At 74.4% G+C, this 22206-nt stretch carries 26 protein-coding genes; 21 read left to right on the top strand and 5 right to left on the bottom strand.

What is annotated here, in order from left to right:
- Positions 1–425: 425 nt before the first annotated feature.
- Positions 426–1250, top strand: a complete 825-nt coding sequence (locus ACIQD7_RS12535) for an ABC transporter permease (RefSeq protein ID WP_402441542.1) — start codon at positions 426–428, stop codon at positions 1248–1250.
- 34 nt (positions 1251–1284) lie between these two features.
- Entirely contained in the window at positions 1285–1899 is a 615-nt protein-coding gene (locus tag ACIQD7_RS12530; protein ID WP_402441541.1) for a DUF2567 domain-containing protein, read from the top strand.
- 15 nt (positions 1900–1914) lie between these two features.
- On the opposite strand, the gene ybaK is transcribed toward ACIQD7_RS12530, so the two are convergent.
- The 4 genes from ybaK to ACIQD7_RS12510 all read right to left on the bottom strand — a co-directional run bounded on the left by ybaK (position 1915) and on the right by ACIQD7_RS12510 (position 6052).
- A complete protein-coding gene (ybaK, locus tag ACIQD7_RS12525; RefSeq protein ID WP_161374037.1) occupies positions 1915–2412 on the bottom strand; it encodes a Cys-tRNA(Pro) deacylase in 498 nt (165 codons plus the stop codon).
- 79 nt (positions 2413–2491) lie between these two features.
- The gene (locus ACIQD7_RS12520; RefSeq protein WP_402441540.1) at positions 2492–3229 is read right to left on the bottom strand and encodes an LON peptidase substrate-binding domain-containing protein; all 738 of its coding nucleotides are present in this window, start codon (positions 3227–3229) and stop codon (positions 2492–2494) included.
- Between the two features lie 11 nt (positions 3230–3240).
- A complete protein-coding gene (locus tag ACIQD7_RS12515; protein ID WP_121831505.1) occupies positions 3241–4281 on the bottom strand; it encodes a hypothetical protein in 1041 nt (346 codons plus the stop codon).
- Positions 4282–4438: 157 nt separating this feature from the next.
- The gene (locus ACIQD7_RS12510) at positions 4439–6052 is read right to left on the bottom strand and encodes an oxidoreductase (RefSeq protein ID WP_402441539.1); all 1614 of its coding nucleotides are present in this window, start codon (positions 6050–6052) and stop codon (positions 4439–4441) included.
- Positions 6053–6246: 194 nt separating this feature from the next.
- Here ACIQD7_RS12510 and hisD point away from each other — a divergent pair, with 194 nt between their 5' ends.
- The 10 genes from hisD to ACIQD7_RS12460 all read left to right on the top strand — a co-directional run bounded on the left by hisD (position 6247) and on the right by ACIQD7_RS12460 (position 13979).
- Positions 6247–7590, top strand: a complete 1344-nt coding sequence (hisD, locus tag ACIQD7_RS12505; RefSeq protein WP_402441538.1) for a histidinol dehydrogenase — start codon at positions 6247–6249, stop codon at positions 7588–7590.
- Between the two features lie 41 nt (positions 7591–7631).
- Complete coding sequence (locus ACIQD7_RS12500; RefSeq protein WP_402441537.1) at positions 7632–8738, top strand: histidinol-phosphate transaminase; 1107 nt, start codon at positions 7632–7634, stop codon at positions 8736–8738.
- Positions 8735–9328 (top strand): imidazoleglycerol-phosphate dehydratase HisB, encoded by a 594-nt coding sequence (gene hisB / locus ACIQD7_RS12495; protein WP_030205445.1) that lies wholly within the window; start codon positions 8735–8737, stop codon positions 9326–9328. Before ACIQD7_RS12500 ends, hisB begins: the two co-directional genes overlap by 4 nt.
- 2 nt (positions 9329–9330) lie before the next feature.
- Positions 9331–9495, top strand: a complete 165-nt coding sequence (locus ACIQD7_RS12490) for a hypothetical protein (RefSeq protein ID WP_163013881.1) — start codon at positions 9331–9333, stop codon at positions 9493–9495.
- A complete protein-coding gene (gene hisH, locus ACIQD7_RS12485; protein WP_121831508.1) occupies positions 9492–10142 on the top strand; it encodes an imidazole glycerol phosphate synthase subunit HisH in 651 nt (216 codons plus the stop codon). Before ACIQD7_RS12490 ends, hisH begins: the two co-directional genes overlap by 4 nt.
- 2 nt (positions 10143–10144) lie before the next feature.
- Positions 10145–10882, top strand: coding sequence for a bifunctional 1-(5-phosphoribosyl)-5-((5-phosphoribosylamino)methylideneamino)imidazole-4-carboxamide isomerase/phosphoribosylanthranilate isomerase PriA (gene priA / locus ACIQD7_RS12480; RefSeq protein WP_402441536.1), 738 nt, complete (start codon positions 10145–10147; stop codon positions 10880–10882).
- Positions 10879–11277 (top strand): RidA family protein, encoded by a 399-nt coding sequence (locus tag ACIQD7_RS12475; protein WP_402441535.1) that lies wholly within the window; start codon positions 10879–10881, stop codon positions 11275–11277. Before priA ends, ACIQD7_RS12475 begins: the two co-directional genes overlap by 4 nt.
- Complete coding sequence (hisF, locus tag ACIQD7_RS12470; RefSeq protein WP_402441534.1) at positions 11274–12029, top strand: imidazole glycerol phosphate synthase subunit HisF; 756 nt, start codon at positions 11274–11276, stop codon at positions 12027–12029. The genes ACIQD7_RS12475 and hisF overlap by 4 nt, the downstream gene beginning before the upstream one ends.
- A 118-nt stretch (positions 12030–12147) precedes the next feature.
- Positions 12148–12735: an ArsR/SmtB family transcription factor gene (locus ACIQD7_RS12465; protein ID WP_402441533.1), complete on the top strand. Its 588-nt coding sequence runs from the start codon at positions 12148–12150 to the stop codon at positions 12733–12735.
- A complete protein-coding gene (locus ACIQD7_RS12460; protein WP_402441532.1) occupies positions 12732–13979 on the top strand; it encodes an MFS transporter in 1248 nt (415 codons plus the stop codon). Before ACIQD7_RS12465 ends, ACIQD7_RS12460 begins: the two co-directional genes overlap by 4 nt.
- A 22-nt stretch (positions 13980–14001) precedes the next feature.
- On the opposite strand, the gene ACIQD7_RS12455 is transcribed toward ACIQD7_RS12460, so the two are convergent.
- On the bottom strand, positions 14002–14637 hold the full coding sequence (locus ACIQD7_RS12455) for a TIGR03085 family metal-binding protein (RefSeq protein WP_402441531.1): 636 nt from the start codon (positions 14635–14637) through the stop codon (positions 14002–14004).
- Positions 14638–14720: 83 nt separating this feature from the next.
- Between ACIQD7_RS12455 and hisI the strand changes: the two genes are divergently transcribed.
- The 9 genes from hisI (at position 14721) to trpA (ending at position 22174) form a co-directional block, all read left to right on the top strand.
- A complete protein-coding gene (gene hisI / locus ACIQD7_RS12450) occupies positions 14721–15071 on the top strand; it encodes a phosphoribosyl-AMP cyclohydrolase (RefSeq protein ID WP_402441530.1) in 351 nt (116 codons plus the stop codon).
- A gap of 11 nt (positions 15072–15082) precedes the next feature.
- Positions 15083–16585 carry an anthranilate synthase component I gene (locus tag ACIQD7_RS12445; protein WP_161374030.1) on the top strand — a complete coding sequence of 501 codons (1503 nt, stop codon included), beginning with the start codon at positions 15083–15085 and terminating at the stop codon, positions 16583–16585.
- 14 nt (positions 16586–16599) lie between these two features.
- A complete protein-coding gene (locus tag ACIQD7_RS12440) occupies positions 16600–17247 on the top strand; it encodes a TIGR02234 family membrane protein (protein ID WP_390755289.1) in 648 nt (215 codons plus the stop codon).
- Positions 17248–17387: 140 nt separating this feature from the next.
- Entirely contained in the window at positions 17388–17642 is a 255-nt protein-coding gene (locus tag ACIQD7_RS12435) for an HGxxPAAW family protein (RefSeq protein WP_062756547.1), read from the top strand.
- A 77-nt stretch (positions 17643–17719) separates the two neighbouring features.
- Complete coding sequence (locus ACIQD7_RS12430) at positions 17720–18328, top strand: DUF2752 domain-containing protein (protein ID WP_402441529.1); 609 nt, start codon at positions 17720–17722, stop codon at positions 18326–18328.
- Positions 18329–18467: 139 nt separating this feature from the next.
- A complete protein-coding gene (gene trpC / locus ACIQD7_RS12425; RefSeq protein ID WP_121834028.1) occupies positions 18468–19277 on the top strand; it encodes an indole-3-glycerol phosphate synthase TrpC in 810 nt (269 codons plus the stop codon).
- Positions 19278–19284: 7 nt separating this feature from the next.
- The gene (gene trpM / locus ACIQD7_RS12420) at positions 19285–19557 is read left to right on the top strand and encodes a tryptophan biosynthesis modulator TrpM (protein ID WP_402441528.1); all 273 of its coding nucleotides are present in this window, start codon (positions 19285–19287) and stop codon (positions 19555–19557) included.
- Positions 19558–20057: 500 nt separating this feature from the next.
- Positions 20058–21347, top strand: a complete 1290-nt coding sequence (trpB, locus tag ACIQD7_RS12415) for a tryptophan synthase subunit beta (protein ID WP_402441527.1) — start codon at positions 20058–20060, stop codon at positions 21345–21347.
- Positions 21344–22174 carry a tryptophan synthase subunit alpha gene (gene trpA / locus ACIQD7_RS12410; RefSeq protein WP_402441526.1) on the top strand — a complete coding sequence of 277 codons (831 nt, stop codon included), beginning with the start codon at positions 21344–21346 and terminating at the stop codon, positions 22172–22174. Before trpB ends, trpA begins: the two co-directional genes overlap by 4 nt.
- Positions 22175–22206 lie beyond the last annotated feature (32 nt).

The following is a 22206-nucleotide window of genomic DNA, read 5'->3' as shown; positions in this document are numbered from 1 at the left end:
CCCGCCCCCGCGGGGACGCCGGCCTCCGCCGGACCGCCTCGCCTTTCCGTCCTGCCTGCCGCGTCCGGCCCCGCCACGAGCCCCGTACCTACGGGGACGCCGGCCTCCGCCGGACCGCCCGGCCTTTCCGGCCTGCCCGCCGCACCAGGCCCCGCCACGAGCCCCGTACCTACGGGGACGCCGGCCTCCGCCGGACCGCCCGGCCTTTCCGGCCTGCCCGCCGCACCAGGCCCCGCCACGGCTCTTGCCCCCGCACGGGCGCCCGTCTTCGCCGGGCCGCTCGGTCTTTCCGGTGCGGTCCGTCGCCTCGGCACCCGGGGCACCCCCCGGGCCTCCGGGGGCGGCCGCCCCCCGTACGCGCTCCTCCCCACCCCCGGAGGGCCCCGCGTTCCGTACCCGCACGTGACCGTCAGGAGCTGTCCGCAGTGAGCACCGTGCCCGCCGAGGCCCTGCCGACCCGCGCGCCGCGCGTCCGGCCGCGCGAGGACGAGGCCGCCGCGCCCCTCGCCCCGCGTGCCCGGCTGCTGCCGTCCCTGGCCGCCGTCTACCGCGCCCAGCTCTCCCGGGCCCGCGTCGCCCGCATCCCGCTGCTCTTCGTCGCCACCTTCCAGTCCATCGGGATCATGGTCCTGATGCGCGGGGTCGTCGACGGCGGCTCCGAGGCGCACGCCGTCGTGGCCGGCTCCACCGTCCTCGTCGTCGCCTTCGTCGCGCTCAACCTGCTCGCCCAGTACTTCGGACAGCTGCGGGCCACCGGCGGCCTCGACCACTACGCCACCCTGCCGGTGCCGCCCGCCGCCGTCGTGCTCGGCGCGGCCGGCGCGTACGCCTCCTTCACCGTCCCCGGGACCGCCTTCACCGCCGTCGCGGGCTCCCTCCTCTTCGGCCTCCCGCTGACCCACCTGTGGATCCTCGTCGCCGTCGTCCCGCTCTCCGGCGCCGCCCTCGCGGGCCTCGGCGCGGCCCTCGGGCTCCTCGCCCCCCGGCCGGAGCTGGCCACCCTCCTGGGCCAGCTCGGCATGTCGGCGGCGCTGCTCCTCGGCGTGCTCCCGGCGGAGCGCCTCCCCGGCCCCATCGGCTGGGCGCGGGACCTACTGCCGTCGACGTACGGGGTGGAGGCCCTGGCCCGCACCTTCGCCCCGCACCCCGACTGGGCGGCCGTCACCCGCGACCTCGCCGTCTGCGGCGCGGTCGGCGCGGTCTCGCTCGCGGTCGCCACCTGGGCGTACCGCAAGGCCGCCGTCCGCTGAGGCGGGGCACAGGCACACCTGGCACGATGGCGGGGTGACCGCACCTCTGACTCCGCCTCACCAGCCGCAGCCGCACGACCCCGACCGGCCCCCGCCGCCCCCGCCCACGCCCGGCCCGGCCGGCGATCCGATCACGGCGGCCGAGGTCATCCAGGGCGTTCTGGTGACCGCCGTCTCGGCGGTCACGGGAGCGCTGCTCGGAGTGCTGTGGCTGAACCTGGCCCCCCGCGTCCTGCTCGTCTCGGACGGCAAGGGCGTCTACCTGCGGAACTCCGAGGGGGAGTCCGCGATCGGCGCGGACGGCACGTTCGTCCTCCTCGCCCTGGCCTTCGGCGCGGTCGCCGGCCTGGTCGTCTTCCTGCTGCGCCGCCGGGGCGGGGTCCCGCTGGTACTCGGCCTGGCCGTCGGCGGCATCCTGGGCTCGCTCCTCGCGTGGGGCGTCGGCACGCACTTCGGCCCCACCTCGGACGTGGTCGCCCACGCGAAGGAGGTCGGCCCCAACGTCACCTTCGAGGCCCCGCTGGAACTGAACCTGGGGATCGCCGCGCTCCTCGCCTGGCCGCTCGCGGCGATGATCGCGCACCTGGCCCTGACGGCCGCCTTCGGCCCGCGCGACCCGGACCCCTGGGAGCGGCCGAAGGAGTTCTGAGGCACCTGCCCCCGGTCAGGCCCGGCCGACCGGGGCCACCACCGCCGAGGTGAGGGCGGCGAGATCGGCGGGGGAGAGCTCCACCTCCAGGCCGCGCCGCCCCGCCGACACGCAGATCGTCGCGTGCTCCGAGGCCGAGGAGTCCAGGACCGTACGGAGCCGCTTGCGCTGCCCCAGCGGGGAGATGCCGCCCCGCACGTAGCCCGTGGTGCGCTCCGCCGCCGCCGGGTCGGCCATCGTCGCGCGCTTGCCGCCGACCGCCGACGCCAGCGCCTTCAGGTCCAGCTGGCCCGCCACCGGGACCACCGCGACCGTCAGCTCGCCGTCGACGTCCGCCACCAGCGTCTTGAACACCCGGTCGGGGGAGACGCCCAGGGCCTCCGCCGCCTCCTCGCCGTACGAGGGGGAGGCCGGGTCGTGCTCGTAGGCGTGCACGGTGAACGGCGTGCCGGCCGCCGTCAGGGCCACCGTCGCCGGAGTGCCCCCGGCGTTCTTCTTCTGCTTCTTCGCCACGCGCTCTTCCTCGCCGCTTCTTCCCGGGGCTTCTTCCCGGGGCTTCTTGCCGGCCGGGTCCCGGCCGGTTCCGACCGGCTCAGTTCGGGTACGTCGGGGCCTGCGTCAGATCCACCGCCGGCAGCGACGGCAGGTGCCGGATGACCGCCGTCTCCGCGCGCAGCAGGGTCAGCTCCTCGCGCAGCCGCGTCGCCGTGTCCGGGGCCTGGAGCAGCCGCTGCTTCGACGGCGTGTCGAGCACCGCCGCCGCCGCGACCAGGTACGACACCACCGACGGGTCGTCCGGCAGCTCACTCGTGGTCAGCGAGCGCTCCTTGGCCCCCGCCAGCCGCTTCTGGTAGCTCCGGAAGGCCCGCAGCACCCCCTCGGCGAGCGTGCCCGCCTCCTCGCCCGCCTCCTCCGGGATCTCCTCGACCTCGGCCGTCAGGAACGGGCCGCTCGCGTCGACCGACAGGAGCTTCACCCGGGTCGTGCCGGTGCTCATCACCTCGAAGCTGCCGTCGGCGCGCTCCCGGATGCTCGCCGCGTCGGCGACGCAGCCGACCCGGTGAAAGGACTGGATCGGGTCGGGGCCGAAACCGGCCGCCGGACCCTTCTCGGGCAGCGCCGTCGGGTCCGGCATCCCGGGCGCGGTCGGCGCGACCTCGCGGCCGTCGCGGATCGCGACGACGACGAAGCGGCGCGGTTCCGTGTCGTCGATCGTGAGCAGCTCGCGCATCATGGCGCGATAACGCTCCTCGAAGACGTTCAGCGGCAGCACGAGACCCGGGAACAGCACCGTGTTGAGGGGGAAGAGGGGCAGGCGGGCGGTGGTCACAGCCGCCAAGCCTAATGGCCGCCGGGCCCGGCCCGTCCGGCCCGTCCGCGACCGGGCGTCCACAGGGGCGTCCGGCGGGCCAGTTCGAACCGCGTCCGGTCCCGCGCGGCCAGGAAACGGCGCAGGGGATCCCCCGGTACGGCGTCCCGGTCGGACCCCCAGGGGAACGAGGTCGCGTAGGGGCCGATCCGGCCGAACTCCTCCCGCGCCTCCGCCCATCGGCCCCGCTCCATCAGCACGTGCGCGAGCAGGTTGCGGACCCCGGCCGGCCACGGGTCGCCCGCCGGGAACACCGCCGACAGGGCCAGGGCCCGGTCCGCCGCCCGGTCGAGCACGGCCGGCGGCTCGGACCCGTCCTGCCCCGGCGGCACCCGCAGCGCGTCGTGGGCGGCGCGCACCGGCAGCGCCCGCACGAGCGAGTCCGGGGCGGCGTCGTCGGCCGCCCGCTCGGCGAAGTCGAAGGCGGCGCGGCGCGAGCCGTGCCCCTGGACGGACAGGTACTTCAGCGCCGCGACGTGGCAGCCGTAGTGGTGCGGGGAGCGGCGCACGGCCTGCTCCCACAGCGACTCGAAGACGGCGGGCCCGGCCTGCGCCCCGCGCGCGTGGTCCAGGGCGAGCCGCCACGGCACCGGGTCGTGCGGCGACGCCTCGGCGACCTCCCGGACCAGCGGGCCCAGCTCGCGCAGCCGCTCGGCCCGCGCCGGGGACTCCCAGGCCCGGCGCACGGCGAGGTGCGTCGTGACGAGGAGGGCGTCCGGGTCGTGCGGCGCGGCGGAGAGCCACCGGGACAGCCACTCGTCCCTGCGGTACGCGAAGGTGGCGAGCCGGGTGACGTACCGGTCGCGGTCCTCCCATTCGGCGGCGTCCCGGGTGGTGGCGAGCAGCTTCGCCGCGGGCTCGGGATCGGCGAGGGCGGCGGCGACCAGGGCGGGGGCGAGCCGCTCGTCGGGGGCGTCGAGCAGCACGTCGTCGTCCGGCACGAGCCCGGCGGCGAGCCGCGGGGCGTGCCGGGCCGAGCGGGCGGCGCCGACCAGGGCGCGGAACAAGGACATGGCGTGACGTATTGTCCCCCGGCGCCCCCTGCCGCCGCAGCCGTCCCAGCAGGTCGTGACAGGTTTCTCACCCCTCCGTGACAGCTTCCACACGCCGGGCGCACACGCCCGGACCCGCCGCGCAGACCCCTCCGCGCCCGCCCCTCGGGGCGCCCCCTCACCCCCTGCTCAGCAACCGGGTCGCACCCGCCGCCACCGTCGTCGCGAGGATCCAGCCCAGCAGGATCAGCACCGCCGCCGCCCACTGCCACATGCCTTCGAGCCGCCAGTAGCCGTCCTGGCCGAGGTTGATCACCGGCAGCAGCAGGTCGAGGGCGTACAGCGGGCCGTTCCACTCGGGCGCCTCGTCCTCCTTCAGCGGCACCGGCCGGTAGTGGGAGAAGGCCACCGTGCCCGCCGCCCACAGCACCGCCATCCAGAGCGCCGCCCGGCCCGGCCGGTAGCCGTACGCCACCGTCCAGTCCTGGAGGTAGCCCCAGAGCTTCCCGGCCAGCGGCAGCGTCTCCCGCCGGCGCCGCTGCTTGGCGAGCAGCACCTCGCGGGCGTCCGCGTCCTCCCCGCTGTTGCGCAGCACCGTCGCGAGGCGTTCGTACGGCTCGGGGGCGTACTCCGGGGTCGCCGCCGCCACCCACTCCAGGCGCAGGGCCAGCGGGAAGCGCTCGTACGGCACGAGGTTCTCGTAGACGAAGCCGCCCATCGCCAGGCCGCCGGGCCCCGGCCAGCTGCTCCACAGGTCGATGAGCGTGACGATCTTGGCGCCGTTGAGCACCACCCGCCCCTCCTCCGGGCGCTCGCCGTTGAACCGCAGCTCCGGGGTGACGATCCGGCGCAGCGACACCTCCTCCCGGCGCGCCCCGTCGAGCAGGAACCGGGCGTGCTTCAGGTCCACCGCGTCCCCGAACCGCCCGTCGTCGAGCCGCACCCCGCCGTGGAACTCGACCGGCTTGCGCCGGGTGCCCCGGGCGGGCGTGAGCCCGTACGGCGGGGTGGCCGTCGAGCCGAGCACCGGCCCCGCGGTGCCCGTCCCCTCGTACACCCAGGCCGCGTTCAGATAGAGCGAGCGCTCCACCGTCAGCTGCGGCGCGTTGAGCGCGCGGCGGCCCTGCGCCCCGCGCAGCACGCTGCCCCGCAGGCTGAGCGAGACCCCGACCTGGGCCCCGCGCAGGCTCACCTCGCCGTACGTCTCGATCAGCTCGGCCTGGAGGTCCTGCGCCACCACCATCCCGTCCGCCGCGATCGCCCGCCCCCGCCGGTCCGGCCACACCTGGATCTGGTTGAGCAGCAGGTCCGTGCCGATCTGGGCGTCCGTCAGCCGGATGCCCCAGCGCACCCGGCAGCGCGGCAGGTGCAGGTCCCCCTCCGTGTGCAGCCGGGCCGCCTCCAGGCGCGGCAGCGCGCACTCGACCATCCGCAGGGTGCCGAACCGGGCCTCGGGCACCGCCACCTCGCCGTCGAACCGGCAGCCCTGGAGCTCCACGTACGGCCCTATCGTCCCGCCCGCCAGGTCCAGGACGCCCGTGATCCTGGCCCCGCGCAGCTTCAGCGCGGCCACCCGCCCGGTCCTGGCCTCCGGCCCGGAGAGCAGCAGCAGCGCCACCACCTCGGCGCGGACGCTCCGCTCCTCCCCCCACTCCCGTGCCCCGAACGGGTCGTCCCGCTCCGCGATCCCCTCCGTCAGATCGCACGTCCTGCCCACCCGGAACGCGTGCCACAGGGCCCGCTCCGGATCCGTGAGACCGTCCGGCATCCCGTCCTCGTGCGGCTCGGTCACTGCCGCCCCCTCGCTTTCCACGATCCGCATCCACGATTCCGCTTCCCGGGATTCGTGGATTCGTACAGCCGTTCTTCCCGCTGTGTGACGGGCTGAACGCTAACGGTCAGGAGTGGCGACAAGACGCCACTGTGGTGTGTATCAGCCAGTGATACGGGCGTCCGGCGCCGTGGGGCGTCTGAGAGAATTGACCCGTGATCTCTCGAATCGATCTGCGCGGCGAGGCCCTCCCCGAGGGTTCCGCCCTGCGTGACCTGCTGCCCCGTGCCGAGTTCGACGTGGAAGCCGCCCTGGAGAAGGTGCGGCCGATCTGCGAGGACGTACGGCATCATGGCGCGGCCGCGGTGATCGACTACGGGGAGAAGTTCGACGGCGTACGGGTCCCGGCCCTGCGCGTCCCCGCCGGGGAGCTCGCCCGCGCCCTCGACGAGCTCGACCCGGCCGTCCGCGCCGCCCTGGAGGAGTCCGTCCGGCGCGCCCGGCTCGTCCACCGCGAGCAGCGCCGCACCACCCACACCACCCGGGTCGTCCCCGGCGGGACCGTCACCGAGAAGTGGATCCCCGTCGAGCGCGTCGGCCTGTACGTGCCGGGCGGCCGCTCGGTCTACCCGTCCTCCGTCGTGATGAACGTCGTCCCGGCCCAGGAGGCCGGCGTCGAGGGCGTCGCCGTCGCCTCGCCCCCGCAGAAGGAGTTCGGCGGCCTGCCGCACCCCACCATCCTCGCCGCCTGCGCCCTCCTCGGCGTCGACGAGGTCTACGCCGCCGGCGGCGCCCAGGCCATCGCCATGTTCGCGTACGGCACCGAAGCCCGCGGGGACGAGCCCGGCTGCGCCCCCGTCAACCTGGTCACAGGCCCCGGCAACATCTACGTGGCCGCCGCCAAGCGCCTCCTCAAGGGCCGCATCGGCATCGACGCCGAGGCCGGACCCACCGAGATCGCGATCCTCGCGGACTCCACCGCCGACCCCGTCCACGTCGCCGCCGACCTCATCAGCCAGGCCGAGCACGACCCGATGGCCGCCTCCGTCCTCGTCACCGACTCCGAGGAGCTGGCCGGGGCCACCGAGGCCGAGCTGAAGACCCAGGTCGCCGCCTCCAAGCACGTCGACGACCGGATCGTCCCGGCCCTGGCCGGCCGCCAGTCCGCGATCGTCCTCGTCCGCGACCTCGCCGACGGCCTCAAGGTCGTCGACGCCTACGGCGCCGAGCACCTGGAGGTCCAGACCGCCGACGCCGCCGCCGTCGCGGACCGCGTCCGCAACGCCGGAGCGATCTTCGTCGGCCCCTGGTCCCCCGTCTCGCTCGGGGACTACTGCGCCGGCTCCAACCACGTCCTGCCCACCGGCGGCTGCGCCTGCCACTCCTCGGGCCTCTCCGTGCAGTCCTTCCTGCGCGGGGTGCACATCGTGGACTACACCCGCGACGCCCTCGCGGACGTCGCCCACCACGTGGTGACCCTCGCGGAGGCCGAGGACCTGCCGGCCCACGGCGCCGCGATCAAGGCGCGGTTCGGATGGAAGGTGCCGGAGACCAAGTGACCGCAGACCGAACGACCGCAGACCGAACGACCGGAACCGGCGTGACCGGAATCGACGACCTCCCCGTCCGCGACGAGCTGCGCGGCAAGTCCCCCTACGGCGCGCCCCAGCTCGACGTCCCCGTCCAGCTCAACACCAACGAGAACCCCTACCCGCTGCCCGAGCCGCTCGTGGCCCGGATCGCGGAGCGGGTCGCCGAGGCCGCCCGCGGCCTCAACCGCTACCCCGACCGGGACGCGGTCGAGCTGCGCACCGAGCTCGCCCGCTACCTCACCCGCACCGGCGGGCACCCGGTCGCCGTCGAGAACGTCTGGGCGGCCAACGGCTCCAACGAGGTCCTCCAGCAGCTCCTCCAGACCTTCGGCGGCCCCGGCCGCACCGCGATCGGCTTCGAGCCCTCGTACTCGATGCACGCCCTGATCGCCCGCGGCACCGGCACCGGCTGGATCTCCGGGCCCCGGAACGAGGACTTCCGCCTAGAGGTGGAGGCGGCCCGGAAGGCGATCGCCGAGCACCGCCCGGACGTCGTCTTCGTCACCTCGCCCAACAACCCCACCGGCACCGCCGTCGACGCCGACACCGTCCTCGCCCTGTACGAGGCGGCCCAGGAGGCCCGGCCGTCGATGGTCGTCGTGGACGAGGCGTACGTCGAGTTCAGCCACCGCGACTCGCTGCTGCCCCTCATCGAGGGCCGCCCGAACCTGGTGGTCTCGCGGACCATGTCCAAGGCCTTCGGCGCCGCCGGACTCCGCCTCGGCTACCTCGCCGCCCACCCCGCCGTGGTCGACGCCGTGCAGCTGGTCCGGCTGCCGTACCACCTCTCCGCCGTCACCCAGGCCACCGCGCTCGCCGCCCTGGAGCACACCGACACCCTCCTCGGGTACGTCGAGCAGCTCAAGGCCGAGCGCGACCGGCTCGTCGCCGAACTGCGGGCGATCGGCTACGAGGTCACCGAGTCCGACGCCAACTTCGTGCAGTTCGGGAAGTTCCCCGACACCCACGCCGCCTGGCGGGCGATCCTCGACCGGGGCGTCCTGGTCCGGGACAACGGCGTACCGGGATGGCTGCGCGTCACCGCCGGCACCCCCGAAGAGAACGACGCGTTCCTCGACGCGGTCCGTGAATTGATGAAGGAGCAGGAACGATGAGCCGCGTAGGCCGCGTTGAGCGCACCACCAAGGAGACCTCCGTCGTCGTCGAGATCGACCTCGACGGCACCGGAAAGGTCGACGTGTCGACCGGGGTCGGCTTCTACGACCACATGCTCGACCAGCTCGGCCGCCACGGGCTCTTCGACCTGACCGTCAAGACCGACGGCGACCTGCACATCGACTCGCACCACACCATCGAGGACACCGCCCTCGCCCTCGGCGCCGCCTTCAAGCAGGCCCTCGGCGACAAGGTCGGCATCTACCGCTTCGGCAACTGCACCGTCCCCCTGGACGAGTCGCTCGCCCAGGTCACCGTCGACCTCTCCGGCCGCCCGTACCTCGTGCACACCGAGCCCGAGAACATGGCGCCGATGATCGGCTCGTACGACACGACGATGACCCGGCACATCTTCGAGTCCTTCGTCGCCCAGGCCCAGATCGCCCTGCACATCCACGTCCCGTACGGGCGCAACGCCCACCACATCGTGGAGTGCCAGTTCAAGGCCCTCGCCCGCGCCCTGCGCTACGCCTCCGAGCGCGACCCCCGCGCCGCCGGCATCCTCCCCTCCACGAAGGGCGCGCTCTAGTCGTGAACGGCCTCTCCACCATCCTGATCGTCGTCGGGCTGTTCCTGCTCGGCGGCATCTACTCCTTCGCCAAACAGCAGATGCCCAAGGGCGTCATCGTGCTGCTCTCCCTCGGCGCCGCGATGTGCCTCGCCGCCGGCGTGCTCCGTCTGGACGTGTGGTCATGAGCGCATCCGGAAGCCCCAAGAAGGTCGTCGTCTTCGACTACGGCTTCGGCAACGTGCGCTCCGCCGAGCGCGCCCTCGCCCGGGTCGGCGCCGACGTCGAGATCACCCGCGACTACGAGCGCGCCATGAACGCCGACGGGCTCCTCGTCCCCGGCGTCGGCGCCTTCTCCGCCTGTATGCAGGGGCTCAAGGAGGCCCGCGGCGACTGGATCGTCGGCCGCCGCCTCTCCGGCGGCCGGCCCGTCATGGGCATCTGCGTCGGGATGCAGATCCTCTTCGCCCAGGGCATCGAGCACGGCGTGGAGACCGAGGGCCTCGACGAGTGGCCCGGCACGGTCGAGCCGCTCGACGCCCCCGTCGTCCCCCACATGGGCTGGAACACCGTCGACGCGCCCGCGGACAGCGAGCTGTTCGCCGGGCTCGACGCCGACGCCCGGTACTACTTCGTGCACTCCTACGGGGTGCGCGAGTGGACCCTGGAGGTCGGCAACCCCAACATCCGCGCTCCCAAGGTCAGCTGGGCCACCCACGGCGAGCCCTTCGTCGCGGCCGTCGAGAACGGCGCCCTGTGGGCGACCCAGTTCCACCCCGAGAAGTCCGGCGACGCCGGAGCCCAGCTCCTCACCAACTGGATCGGAACCCTGTGACCGTGTCGTCCACGAACGTGCTCGAACTCCTCCCCGCCGTCGACGTCCGCGACGGCCAGGCCGTCCGCCTCGTGCACGGCGAGTCCGGCACCGAGACCTCCTACGGCTCCCCGCTCGAAGCGGCCCTCGCCTGGCAGCGCTCCGGCGCCGAGTGGCTGCACCTGGTCGACCTCGACGCGGCCTTCGGCACCGGCGACAACCGCGAGCTGATCGCCCAGGTCGCCCAGGCCATGGACATCAAGGTCGAGCTCTCCGGCGGCATCCGCGACGACGCCTCCCTCGCCGCCGCCCTCGCCACCGGCTGCACCCGCGTCAACCTCGGCACCGCCGCCCTGGAGACCCCCGAGTGGGTCGCCAAGGTCATCGCCGAGCACGGCGACAAGATCGCCGTCGGCCTGGACGTGCGCGGCACGACCCTGCGCGGCCGGGGCTGGACCCGCGACGGCGGCGACCTGTACGAGACGCTGGCCCGCCTCGACTCCGAGGGCTGCGCCCGCTACGTCGTCACCGACATCGCCAAGGACGGCACCCTCCAGGGCCCCAACCTGGAGCTCCTGAGGAACGTCTGCGCGGCCACCGACAAGCCCGTCGTCGCCTCCGGCGGCGTCTCCTCCCTGGACGACCTGCGGGCCCTGTCCGGTCTGGTCCCGCTGGGCGTCGAGGGCGCGATCGTCGGCAAGGCGCTGTACGCCGAGGCGTTCACCCTGGAGGAGGCCCTGGAGGCGGTGGCTTCCGCATGACCGACGGCGTCAAGAAGGTCGTCACCGGCGCCCCCTGGGAGGAGCAGTTCGGCTACTCCCGCGCGGTCGAGCTGCCGAACGGCACGGTCCTGGTCTCCGGCTGCACGTCGGTGGTCGACGGCCAGATCGCCGACGGCGGCCCGCACGAGCAGGCGGTGAACTCCTTCCGCGTGGCCCTCGCGGCGCTGGGGCAGCTGGGCCTGGGGGCCGAGCACGTCGTCCGGACCCGGATGTACCTCACGCACGCCCGGGACGTGGAGGAGGTCGGTCGCGCCCACAAGGAGCTGTTCGACGCCGTCCGCCCGGCCGCCTCGATGATCATCGTCTCCGGCTTCGTCGACCCCCGCCTGGTCGTCGAGGTCGAGGTCGAGGCCTACCGGGGTGAGGCCTCGTGAGCCTCTCCGTACGCGTGATCCCCTGCCTGGACGTGGACAACGGCCGGGTCGTCAAGGGCGTCAACTTCCAGAACCTGCGGGACGCGGGCGACCCCGTCGAGATGGCGAAGCTGTACGACGCCGAGGGCGCCGACGAGCTGACCTTCCTCGACATCACCGCCTCCTCCGGCAACCGGGAGACCACCTACGACGTGGTGCGCCGCACCGCCGAGCAGGTCTTCATCCCGCTCACGGTCGGCGGCGGCGTCCGGTCGGCGGAGGACGTCGACAAGCTGCTGCGGGCCGGTGCCGACAAGGTCGGCGTGAACACCGCGGCCATCGAGCGCCCCGAGCTGATCCGCGAGATCGCGGAGCGCTTCGGCCGCCAGGTGCTCGTGCTGTCCGTGGACGCGCGCCGTACCGCGACCGGCTCCTTCGAGGTCACCACGCACGGCGGCCGCAAGGGCACCGGCATCGACGCCGTCGAGTGGGCGCACCGCGCGGCCGAGTTCGGCGCGGGCGAGATCCTGCTCAACTCGATGGACGCGGACGGCACGAAGGACGGCTACGACACCGAGATGATCGCGGCCGTGCGCGCGCACGTGACCGTGCCGGTGATCGCCTCCGGCGGCGCGGGGAAGCTCTCCGACTTCCCGCCGGCCGTCGCGGCGGGCGCGGACGCGGTGCTCGCGGCCTCCGTCTTCCACTTCGGCGACCTGCGGATCTCCCAGGTCAAGGAGACGCTGCGGGAAGCGGGCCACCCGGTCCGCTGAGACCCGGTTCCGCTTCCCGGAAGGGCCCCCTCGGGGGCCCTTCTTCACGTCCGGACGTGCAGCATTTATTTCGCAATTTCAGTTGTGCAACTTTTCTTTCGCATCTAGGGTCGTGGACATGACCTCACCGGAGAACCGCCGGATCACCGACCTCGGCACCCTCAAGGCCATCTCGCACCCGCTGCGGATGCGCCTCTACCGCGCCCTCTTCACGGCCCGCACCGCCACCGCCTCCCAGCTCGCCGACCAGGTCGACGAGGCCGTCTCCCTCGTCAGCTACCACCTGCGCAAGCTCGCCGAGCACGGCCTCATCGAGGAGGCCGAGGCCAAGTCCACGGACGGCCGCGAACGCTGGTGGCGGCCCAGCTCCTACGGCTTCAGCATCCACGACGAGGACATGCGCGACGCCCCCGAACTCGTCGCCGCGAACGCCGCCTTCAGCCGTACGGTCGAGGAGCAGCGCAGCGGGATGTACGCCCGCTTCCTCGACGAGCGGCCCACCTGGTCCGCCGAGTGGCGCACCGCCTCCACCAGTTCCGAGTGGCTGCCCCGCCTCACCGCCCCCGAACTCGCCGCGCTCGCCGCCGAACTGGACGCCGTCGTCGAGAAGTACGACCGGCGGGCCCGCGCCGCCGAAGAGGCCGGCGACACCGAGGGCCGCGAGAACGTCGCCGTCCACCTCTACGGCTTCCCCTACCGCGCATGAGCGCCGCCGTCCTCGCCGCCGCCCCGTCGCGACCCGCCCACCGCGACCCCCGGGTCCTGCGCTGGCTCGGCGCCTACACCGCCTCCACCCTCGGCGACGGCGTCTACCACCTCGCCCTCTCCTGGGCCGCCGTCAGCGGCGGCACCCCGGCGCAGGCCGGACTCGTCCTCGCCGTCTCCGCAGTACCCCGGGCCCTGCTCATGCTCGGCGGGGGAGTGATCGCCGACCGCTTCGGCCCCCGCCGGGTCGTCATCGCCTCCGACGCCGTCCGCTGCCTCGTCGTCCTCGCCCTGGCCGCGCTCGTCCTGGCCACCGCCCCCACCCTCTGGGTGCTCGCCGCCGTCGCCCTCGTCTTCGGCGTCCTCGACGCCCTCTTCCTGCCCGCCGTCGGCGCCCTGCCGCCCCGGATCGCCGCGCGCGACCAGCTCGCCCGCGTCCAGGGGATGCGCGGCCTCGGCCAGCGCGCCGGAGCCGTCCTCGGCGCCCCGCTCGGCGGCCTCGCGGTCGCCCTCGGCGGACCCGGCGCCGCGTTCGCCACCGCCGGACTGCTCTTCGCCCTCTCCCTGCCCCTGCTGCTCGGCCTCCGCCTGCGCCCGCTGCCCGCCGCGCCCGGGGCACCGGCCCGGAAGGACACCGCCCTCGGCGACCTCGCCGACGGACTGCGCTACCTGCGCGGCCACCGGGTCCTCGGACCCCTCATGATCGTCATCGCCCTCAGTGACCTCGGCTTCGTCGGCCCCCTCAACGTCGGCCTCGCGCTCCTCTCCGACCAGCGCGGCTGGGGCGCCTCCGGCATCGGCTGGATCCTCGCCGGCTTCGGCACGGGCGCGGCGGCCTCCTCGCTGCTGCTCGGCGTCAAGGGCCGGGTCCCGCGCGCCGGAGCCGTCCTCTGCTGGACCATGGCCCTCGGCGCCGTCTCCGTCGGCGCCCTCGCCCACGCCCCGCTGCTGCCCCTCGCCGTGCTCCTCGCGTGCTCCGTCGGCCTGCTCGCCGGGCTCTCCGGCGCCCTGGCCGGCGCCCTCCTCCAGACCGCGTGCGACCCCGCGTACCTCGGCCGCGTCTCCGCCGTCGCGGGCCTGTGCAGCCTGGGCCTCGCCCCGCTGACCTTCCCGGTCACGGGCGCCGCGATCGGCCTGTGGGGCACCGGCCCGGTCTTCGCGGCCAGCGCCGCCGTCTGCGCCCTGGCGGGGGTCTACGGCCTCCTGACCCCGGCCCTGCGCCGCGCCGAACTGCCGAAGGGGTGACCGTCCGCCCGCGCGGCCCGGTTCAGATCCCCAGCCGCTTCGTCTCCCGCAGCCGCTCGATCGCCTGCGGCTCGCCGTCGAGCGCCACCTTCGCCGCGTCCTGCCGCCCGTACAGGTACATCGTCAGCTCGCCCGGCTCCCCGGAGGCCGTCACCACCGGAGTGCCCTTGTGGGCGACCACCGTCTGCCCGTCCGGACGGCGCAGCACCAGGCCCACCGGGGCCTTGCGGCCGAGCAGCCGGGCCGTGCGCTCCAGCCGGGACCACAGGGCGTCCGCGAAGACCGGGTCCAGCTCGCGGGCCGACCAGTGCGGCTGCGCCCGCCGCACGTCCTCCGCGTGCACGTAGAACTCGACGACGTTCGCCCCCTCGTCCACCTGCTTGATCGTGAACGGCGAGAACTTCGGCGGACCCGTACGGATCAGCCGGATCAGCTCGTCGTACGGCCTGTCGGCGAATTCCGCCTGCACCCGGTCCTGCCGGTCCTTCAGCGCCGGCACGAGCGAACCGGCCGCCGCGTCCGGCCGCCGCTCCCGCACCACCACGTGGGCCGCGAGGTCCCGGGTCCGCCAGCCCTCGCAGAGCGTCGGCGCGTCGGGACCGGCCGCTTCCAACAGGTCGGCCAGCAGGAGACGTTCACGTTTGGCATGGGTCGACATGTCCGCCAGCGTACGGCGGGCCCCGGCGGTCCGCCCAGTGGACGCCCGCCGGACACCGCCCCCGGGCGCGGCACAATGGCGCCATGAGCAGCAATCTCGACCCGGCGATCGCCGCCCGCCTCAAGCGCAGCCCGGACGGACTCGTCCCCGCCATCGCCCAGCAGTACGACACCGGCGAGGTGCTGATGCTCGGCTGGATGGACGACGAGGCCCTGCACCGCACCCTCACTACCGGCCGCTGCACCTACTGGTCCCGCAGCCGGAACGAGTACTGGGTCAAGGGCGACACCTCCGGGCACGTCCAGCACGTCAAGTCCGTCGCCCTCGACTGCGACGCCGACACCCTCCTCGTCAAGGTCGACCAGGTCGGAGCCGCCTGCCACACCGGCGCCCGCACCTGCTTCGACGCCGACGTGCTCCCCGTATCCCAGTAAGGTCCGGTGCCATGGATCTCGACACCTTCCGCAAGCTGGCGGCCGACCGCCGCGTCATCCCCGTCAGCCGCAGGCTGCTCGCGGACGGCGACACCCCGGTCGGGCTCTACCGCAAGCTCGCCGCCGAACGCCCCGGCACCTTCCTCCTCGAATCCGCGGAGAACGGCCGCAGCTGGTCCCGCTACTCCTTCATCGGGGTCCGCAGCGACGCCACCCTGACGGTGAAGGACGGCGAGGCCCACTGGCTCGGCACCCCGCCCGTCGGCGTCCCCGCCGACGGCGACCCGCTCCAGGCCCTGCGCGCCACCGTCGAGACCCTCCACACCCCCCGCGACCTCGCCGTCCTGGTCGACGGGGGACTGCCCCCCTTCACCGGCGGCATGGTCGGCTACCTCGGCTACGACATCGTCCGCCGCCTGGAGAAGATCGGCGAGCACGGCCGCGACGACCTGGAGCTTCCCGAGCTCACCATGCTCCTCACCAGCGACCTCGCGGTCCTCGACCACTGGGACGGCTCGGTCCTCCTGATCGCCAACGCGATCAACCACAACGACCTGGAGACCGGCGTCGACGAGGCGTACGCGCACGCCGTCGCCCGCCTCGACGCCATGGAGGCCGACCTGGCCCGCCCGGTCGCCACCGCCCCCACCGCCCTGCCCGCCTCTGAGCTGCCGGAGTACTCGGCCCTCTGGGGCGGCCCGGCCTACCAGGACGCCGTCGAGGACGTGAAGGAGCGCATCCGGGCCGGCGAGGCCTTCCAGGTCGTGCCCTCGCAGCGCTTCGAGACCCCCTGCACCGCCTCCGCGCTCGACGTCTACCGGGTCCTGCGGGCCACCAACCCGTCCCCGTACATGTACCTCTTCCGCTTCGAGAACGGCTTCGACGTCGTCGGATCCAGCCCCGAGGCCCTCGTCAAGGTCGAGGACGGGCAGGCGCTCCTGCACCCCATCGCCGGGACCCGGCACCGCGGCGCCACCCCGCAGGAGGACCACGACCTCGCCGAGGAGCTGCTCGCCGACCCCAAGGAGCGCGCCGAGCACCTCATGCTCGTCGACCTCGGCCGCAACGACCTCGGCCGGGTCTGCGCCCCCGGCTCCGTGGAGGTCGTCGACTTCATGTCGATCGAGCGCTACTCCCACGTCATGCACATCGTCTCCACCGTCACCGGCCGAGTCGCGGAGGGCCGCACCGCCTTCGACGTCCTCACGGCCTGCTTCCCGGCCGGGACGCTCTCCGGCGCCCCCAAGCCCCGCGCCATGCAGATCATCGAGGAGCTCGAACCCTCCCGGCGCGGCCTGTACGGCGGATGTGTCGGTTATCTCGATTTCGCCGGCGACGCCGACACCGCCATCGCCATCCGCACCGCCCTGCTCCGCGACGGCACCGCGTACGTGCAGGCCGGAGCGGGTGTCGTCGCCGACTCCGACCCGGTCGCCGAGGACGACGAGTGCCGCAACAAGGCGGCGGCCGTGCTCCGCGCCGTCCACACCGCCAACCGGATGAACGCCACCTGAGCCCGTAGGGGATAGTGGGGTACGTGAGTGCCGTACCCGTACCCCAGCCCCGGGCCGCCCGAGCGGCCGCCCCCACCGGTGGCCGTCGCAGCCTGGCCGCGGCCCTCTTCCTCGGCGCCCTCGGCGCCACCGTCGTCCTGCTCTCCGCCGGACAGATCTGGGCGGAGGGCACCGCGTCCGTCGGCGGCGGCAGCGTCCCCGTCGAGGCCGACGGCGGCACCGTCACCGGCGTGCCGACCGCCCTCGCGATCGTCGGCCTCGCCGCCCTCTTCGCCGTCTTCGCCGTCCGCCGCACCGGCCGCACCCTCGTCGCCGCGCTCCTCGCGCTGAGCGGTGCCGGCGCCGCGCTCGCCGCCGTCCTCGGCGCGTCGGACCGGGCCGCCCTGGACGCCGAGGCCGCCCGGATCAGCGGCGACACGGCCGCCGCCGTCGCCGGCCTCACCCACACCGCCTGGCCGTACGTGACCGCCGCCGGCGCCGCCCTCATCCTGCTCGCCGGCCTCTTCGCCCTGCGCTTCGGCAAGAACTGGCCGGCCATGGGAGGCCGCTACGAGCGCTCCGGCGCCCCCCGCGCCGCCCGCAAGGCCCCCACGGCCGACCCCGACCGGCCCGAGGACCTGTGGAAGGCCCTGGACCGCGGCGAGGACCCCACCCGGGGCTGACGGGCCGGGGCGCCGACCGCGACGCGTGATCGTCCCGGTACCCCCGATTCATCCTCGCGCGCCCGCGTGCGGGACAATGAGCGCCGAGCGTCCGCGCACGCGTGACCTCACCACCGAGCAACAGCAACGAGGAGCAACTCATGGCGGGCAGCGCCCACGGACACACCCCGGCCGCCTGGACCGGTGTCATCATCTCCTTCATCGGCTTCTGCATCGCCGGGGTCTTCATGGTGGCCGCCAACGTGCCCGGTTTCTGGGCGGGCATGGCCGTCGTCGTCCTCGGCGGCGTCGTCGGCGGAGCGATGAAGGTCGCGGGCCTCGGGATGCCGAAGCAGTCGGCCGACGTCGTCGCCGCGCGCGAGGCCGCGACCACCACCGCGCGGGCCCGCTCCTGACGCGACCCCACGCCTCCGAGGGCGCGGTCCGGCCATGCCGGGCTGCGCCCTCGCGCGTGAGGGGCGAGAATCACCGCGTGGACCCACACCCGACGCCCGAACCCACGACTGCCCCCGCCCACCGCACCCGGTCGGCGGAACCCGGGGACACGAATGTCCCGGCCCCTCCGCCCGGGGGGCCGCCCGCCCCGGACCCGTCGTGGGGGGCTTCGGCCGTGTCCCCGTCACCGTCCGGCGGTGCCGCCCGACACGGGCGTCCCGTACCCCCCGCACCCCCCGCCCCGTCCCGGTCGCGCGCGCGGCGTCTGCTCGCGCCCGTGGGGACCGTCGCCGGGGTCGTCGCGGCGTTCGCGTACGTCGGGGCCGTCGACCCCAACGAACCCGGGCACTACCCCGTCTGCCCGCTGTTCCGCCTCACCGGCCTGTACTGCCCCGGCTGCGGCGGCCTCCGCAGCGCCCACGCCTTCGCCCACGGCGACCTCCCGACCGCCCTCGGGGCCAACGCCCTCGCCGTCGTCGGCTACGGCGTGTTCGCCGTCGTCGCCGTCCTGTGGCTGGTTCGCGCCTACCGGGGCGTGCCGACGCGCCTCGCGGTCCCCCCGGTCTGGTGGTGGGGGATCGGCGCCGTCCTCGCCCTCTTCACCCTGGTCAGAAACCTTCCCCTCGGCTCCGCGCTGGTCCCGTGAGGGCCCGCCGGAACCCCCGCCGGACGTCCCAGCAGATGGGACGCGGCTCCGGTCGATGCGAGACCCGGGCCGTCCTGCGGATAGGATCGATGTGGCTGAACCTGGTTCATCAACACCGTCCCGGAAGGGGGCCCCTCGCGTGAGTGTGCTCGACGAGATCATCGAAGGCGTGCGCGCCGACCTCGCAGAGCGGCAGGCGCGGGTCACCCTCGACGAGCTCAAGGAGCGCGCCGCCAAGGCGCCGCAGGCCAAGGACGGCGTCGCCGCACTGCGCGGCGACGGCGTCAAGGTGATCTGCGAGGTCAAGCGCTCCAGCCCGTCCAAGGGCGCGCTCGCCGCGATCGCCGACCCGGCCGGACTCGCCGCCGACTACGAGGCGGGCGGCGCGGCCGTCATCTCGGTCCTCACCGAGGAGCGCCGCTTCGGCGGCTCCCTCGCGGACCTGGAGGCCGTCCGCGCCAAGGTCGACATCCCGGTCCTGCGCAAGGACTTCATCGTCACCGCGTACCAGCTCTGGGAGGCGCGGGCGTACGGAGCGGACCTCGCGCTCCTCATCGTCGCCGCCCTGGAGCAGGAGGCCCTCGTCTCCCTCATCGAGCGGGCCGAGTCCATCGGGCTCACCCCGCTGGTCGAGGTGCACGACGAGGAGGAGGTCGAGCGCGCCGTCGACGCCGGCGCCCGGATCATCGGCGTCAACGCCCGCAACCTCAAGACCCTCAAGGTCGACCGCTCCACCTTCGAGCGCGTCGCCCCCGAGATCCCGGCCCACATCGTGAAGGTCGCCGAGTCCGGCGTCCGCGGCCCGCACGACCTCATTGCGTACGCCAACGCGGGCGCCGACGCGGTCCTGGTGGGCGAGTCCCTGGTGACCGGCCGCGACCCGAAGGCCGCCGTCGCCGACCTGGTCGCCGCCGGCGCCCACCCGGCCCTCCGCCACGGCCGGAGCTGACCGGACCATGACCCCCCGCCACGACGCGCCGACCCCTCCGGGCACCGCCCGGGGGAGCGTCGCCGTGCCGTCGGCACCCGGGCGCCGCGGCCGGCTCCGCACCGCCGCCGCGCCCGTTCCCGCGCACGCCCCCCTGGCCCGGGGCTGCCGCCCGCGCGGCTGCCGCGCGCCCGCCCGACGGGTCCTCGGGCGCCGGGTGCGGTACGTGATCGGCGACGAGCCCGGCCAGGTCAACGGAATGCGATGGCGCCCGCGCCTCGCGCGCGCCGCCAACGCCTAGCGCCTCCGGCTCTCTGCTACCTGGTCCTGTGAGGTAGGCCCCGCACCCGTGCGGACGCCTCCGCCACCCCCCCCGTGTGGGCAATCGTCCCGCTGGGCGTGGGGGTCCCCCTCTGGGGGAGGGTGGGCACACGGGACGGCGCCCTCTGCGGGCGCCTCCGCACCCGTACCCGTCCGCACCACCGGCGCGGCGAGCACAGGGTGCGGCTCAAGGCACAGGAGCCTAGGCCCGGCAAGGGGCGCCGTCCCGTTGTGCCCACCCTCCCCCAGGGGGACCCCCACGCCCAGCGGAACGACTGCCCACAACGGGGCGGTGCGGCGGCCCACAACGGGGCGGGGCGAAGGCCCGTAACCGGTGCGGTGGAGGCCCGTAAGCCGGTGCCCGGCAACGGCCACCGCACCCGCGCCACCGGCCAGGGCAACGCCGCACGCGAGCGACGCGCATACCGTGACCATCATCCACACGTAACCCCGGGGCACCGCCCCGCGAGGAGCAACCGCATGTCGAGCGAGTTCTTCATTCCGGACCCGGAGGGTCGGGTCCCCACCGCCGAGGGCTACTTCGGCGCCTACGGCGGCAAGTTCATCCCGGAGGCCCTCGTCGCCGCCGTGGACGAGGTCGCCGTCGAGTACGACAAGGCGAAGGGCGACCCCGAGTTCGCCCGCGAGCTCAACGACCTCATGGTCGACTACACGGGCCGCCCGAGCGCCCTCACCGAGGTCCCCCGGTTCGCCGGGCACGCCGGCGGCGCCCGGATCTTCCTCAAGCGCGAGGACCTCAACCACACCGGCTCGCACAAGATCAACAACGTGCTCGGCCAGGCCCTCCTGACCAAGCGCATGGGCAAGACCCGGGTCATCGCGGAGACCGGCGCCGGACAGCACGGCGTCGCCACCGCCACCGCCTGCGCCCTCTTCGGCCTCGACTGCACCATCTACATGGGCGAGATCGACACCCGGCGCCAAGCGCTGAACGTGGCCCGGATGCGGATGCTCGGCGCCGAGGTCGTCGCCGTGAAGTCCGGCAGCCGCACCCTCAAGGACGCCATCAACGAGGCCTTCCGCGACTGGGTCGCCAACGTCGACCGCACGCACTACCTCTTCGGCACCGTCGCAGGCCCGCACCCCTTCCCCGCCATGGTCCGCGACTTCCACCGCGTCATCGGCGTCGAGGCCCGCCGCCAGATCCTGGAGCGCGCCGGACGCCTCCCCGACGCGGCGATCGCCTGCGTCGGCGGCGGCTCCAACGCCATCGGCCTCTTCCACGCCTTCCTCCCCGACGCCGGCGTGCGCCTGATCGGCTGCGAGCCGGCCGGCCACGGCGTCGAGACCGGCGAGCACGCGGCCACCCTCACCGCCGGCGAACCCGGCATCCTGCACGGCTCGCGCAGCTACGTCCTCCAGGACGACGAGGGCCAGATCACCGAGCCGTACTCGATCTCGGCCGGCCTCGACTACCCCGGCATCGGCCCCGAGCACGCCCACCTCAAGGACAGCGGCCGCGGCGAGTACCGGGCCGTCACCGACGACGCCGCCATGCAGGCCCTGCGCCTGCTCTCCCGCACCGAGGGCATCATCCCGGCCATCGAGTCGGCGCACGCCCTCGCCGGGGCCATCGAGGTCGGCAAGGAGCTGGGCCCCGACGGCCTGATCGTCGTCAACCTCTCCGGGCGCGGCGACAAGGACATGGACACCGCCGCCCGCTACTTCGGCCTGTACGACACCGACGCCGAGGTCGCCGCGGACGCCGGCGCCGACGACACCGCCGAGATCGAGGGGGACGCCAAGTGAGCGGCAACATCCAGCTGTTGAGCGACACCCTCGCCGCCGCGAAGGCCGAGGACCGGGCCGCGCTCATCGCCTACCTCCCGGCCGGCTTCCCGACCGTCGACGGCGGCATCGCGGCCGTCAAGGCCGTCTTCGACGGCGGCGCCGACGTCGTCGAGGTCGGCCTCCCGCACAGCGACCCCGTCCTCGACGGCCCGGTCATCCAGACCGCCGACGACATCGCCCTGCGCGGCGGTGTCCGGATCGCCGACGTCATGCGCACGGTCCGCGAGGCCCACGAGGCCACCGGCAAGCCGGTCCTCGTCATGACCTACTGGAACCCGATCGACCGGTACGGCGTCGAGCGCTTCACCGAGGAGCTCGCCGCCGCCGGCGGCGCGGGCTGCATCCTGCCCGACCTGCCGGTCCAGGAGTCCGCGCTCTGGCGCGAGCACGCCGACAAGCACGGCCTCGCGACCGTCTTCGTCGTCGCGCCCAGCAGCAGGGACGCGCGCCTCGCCACCATCACGGCCGCCGGGTCCGGCTTCGTCTACGCCGCCTCCCTCATGGGCGTCACCGGCACCCGGGAGTCGGTCGGCGAGCAGGCGGCCGACCTGGTCCGCCGCACCCGCGCCACCGTCGAACCCGGCCGCACGCTCCCGGTCTGCGTCGGGCTCGGCGTCTCCAACGCCGCCCAGGCCAAGGAGGTCGCCGCCTTCTCCGACGGCGTCATCGTCGGCTCCGCCTTCGTGAAGCGGATCCTCGACGCCGAGGGCGACGAGGCCGCCGGACTCGCCGCCGTAAGGGAACTGGCGGCCGAACTCGCCGAGGGCGTCCGCCGGGATTCGTAACCCGTCCGGGTGGATCTGGGACCGGGGAGGCG

The sequence above is a fragment of the Streptomyces sp. NPDC093071 genome (assembly GCF_044754545.1).
Classification (GTDB): Bacteria; Actinomycetota; Actinomycetes; order Streptomycetales; family Streptomycetaceae; genus Streptomyces.
This window is presented reverse-complemented; position numbering and strand designations above follow the sequence as displayed.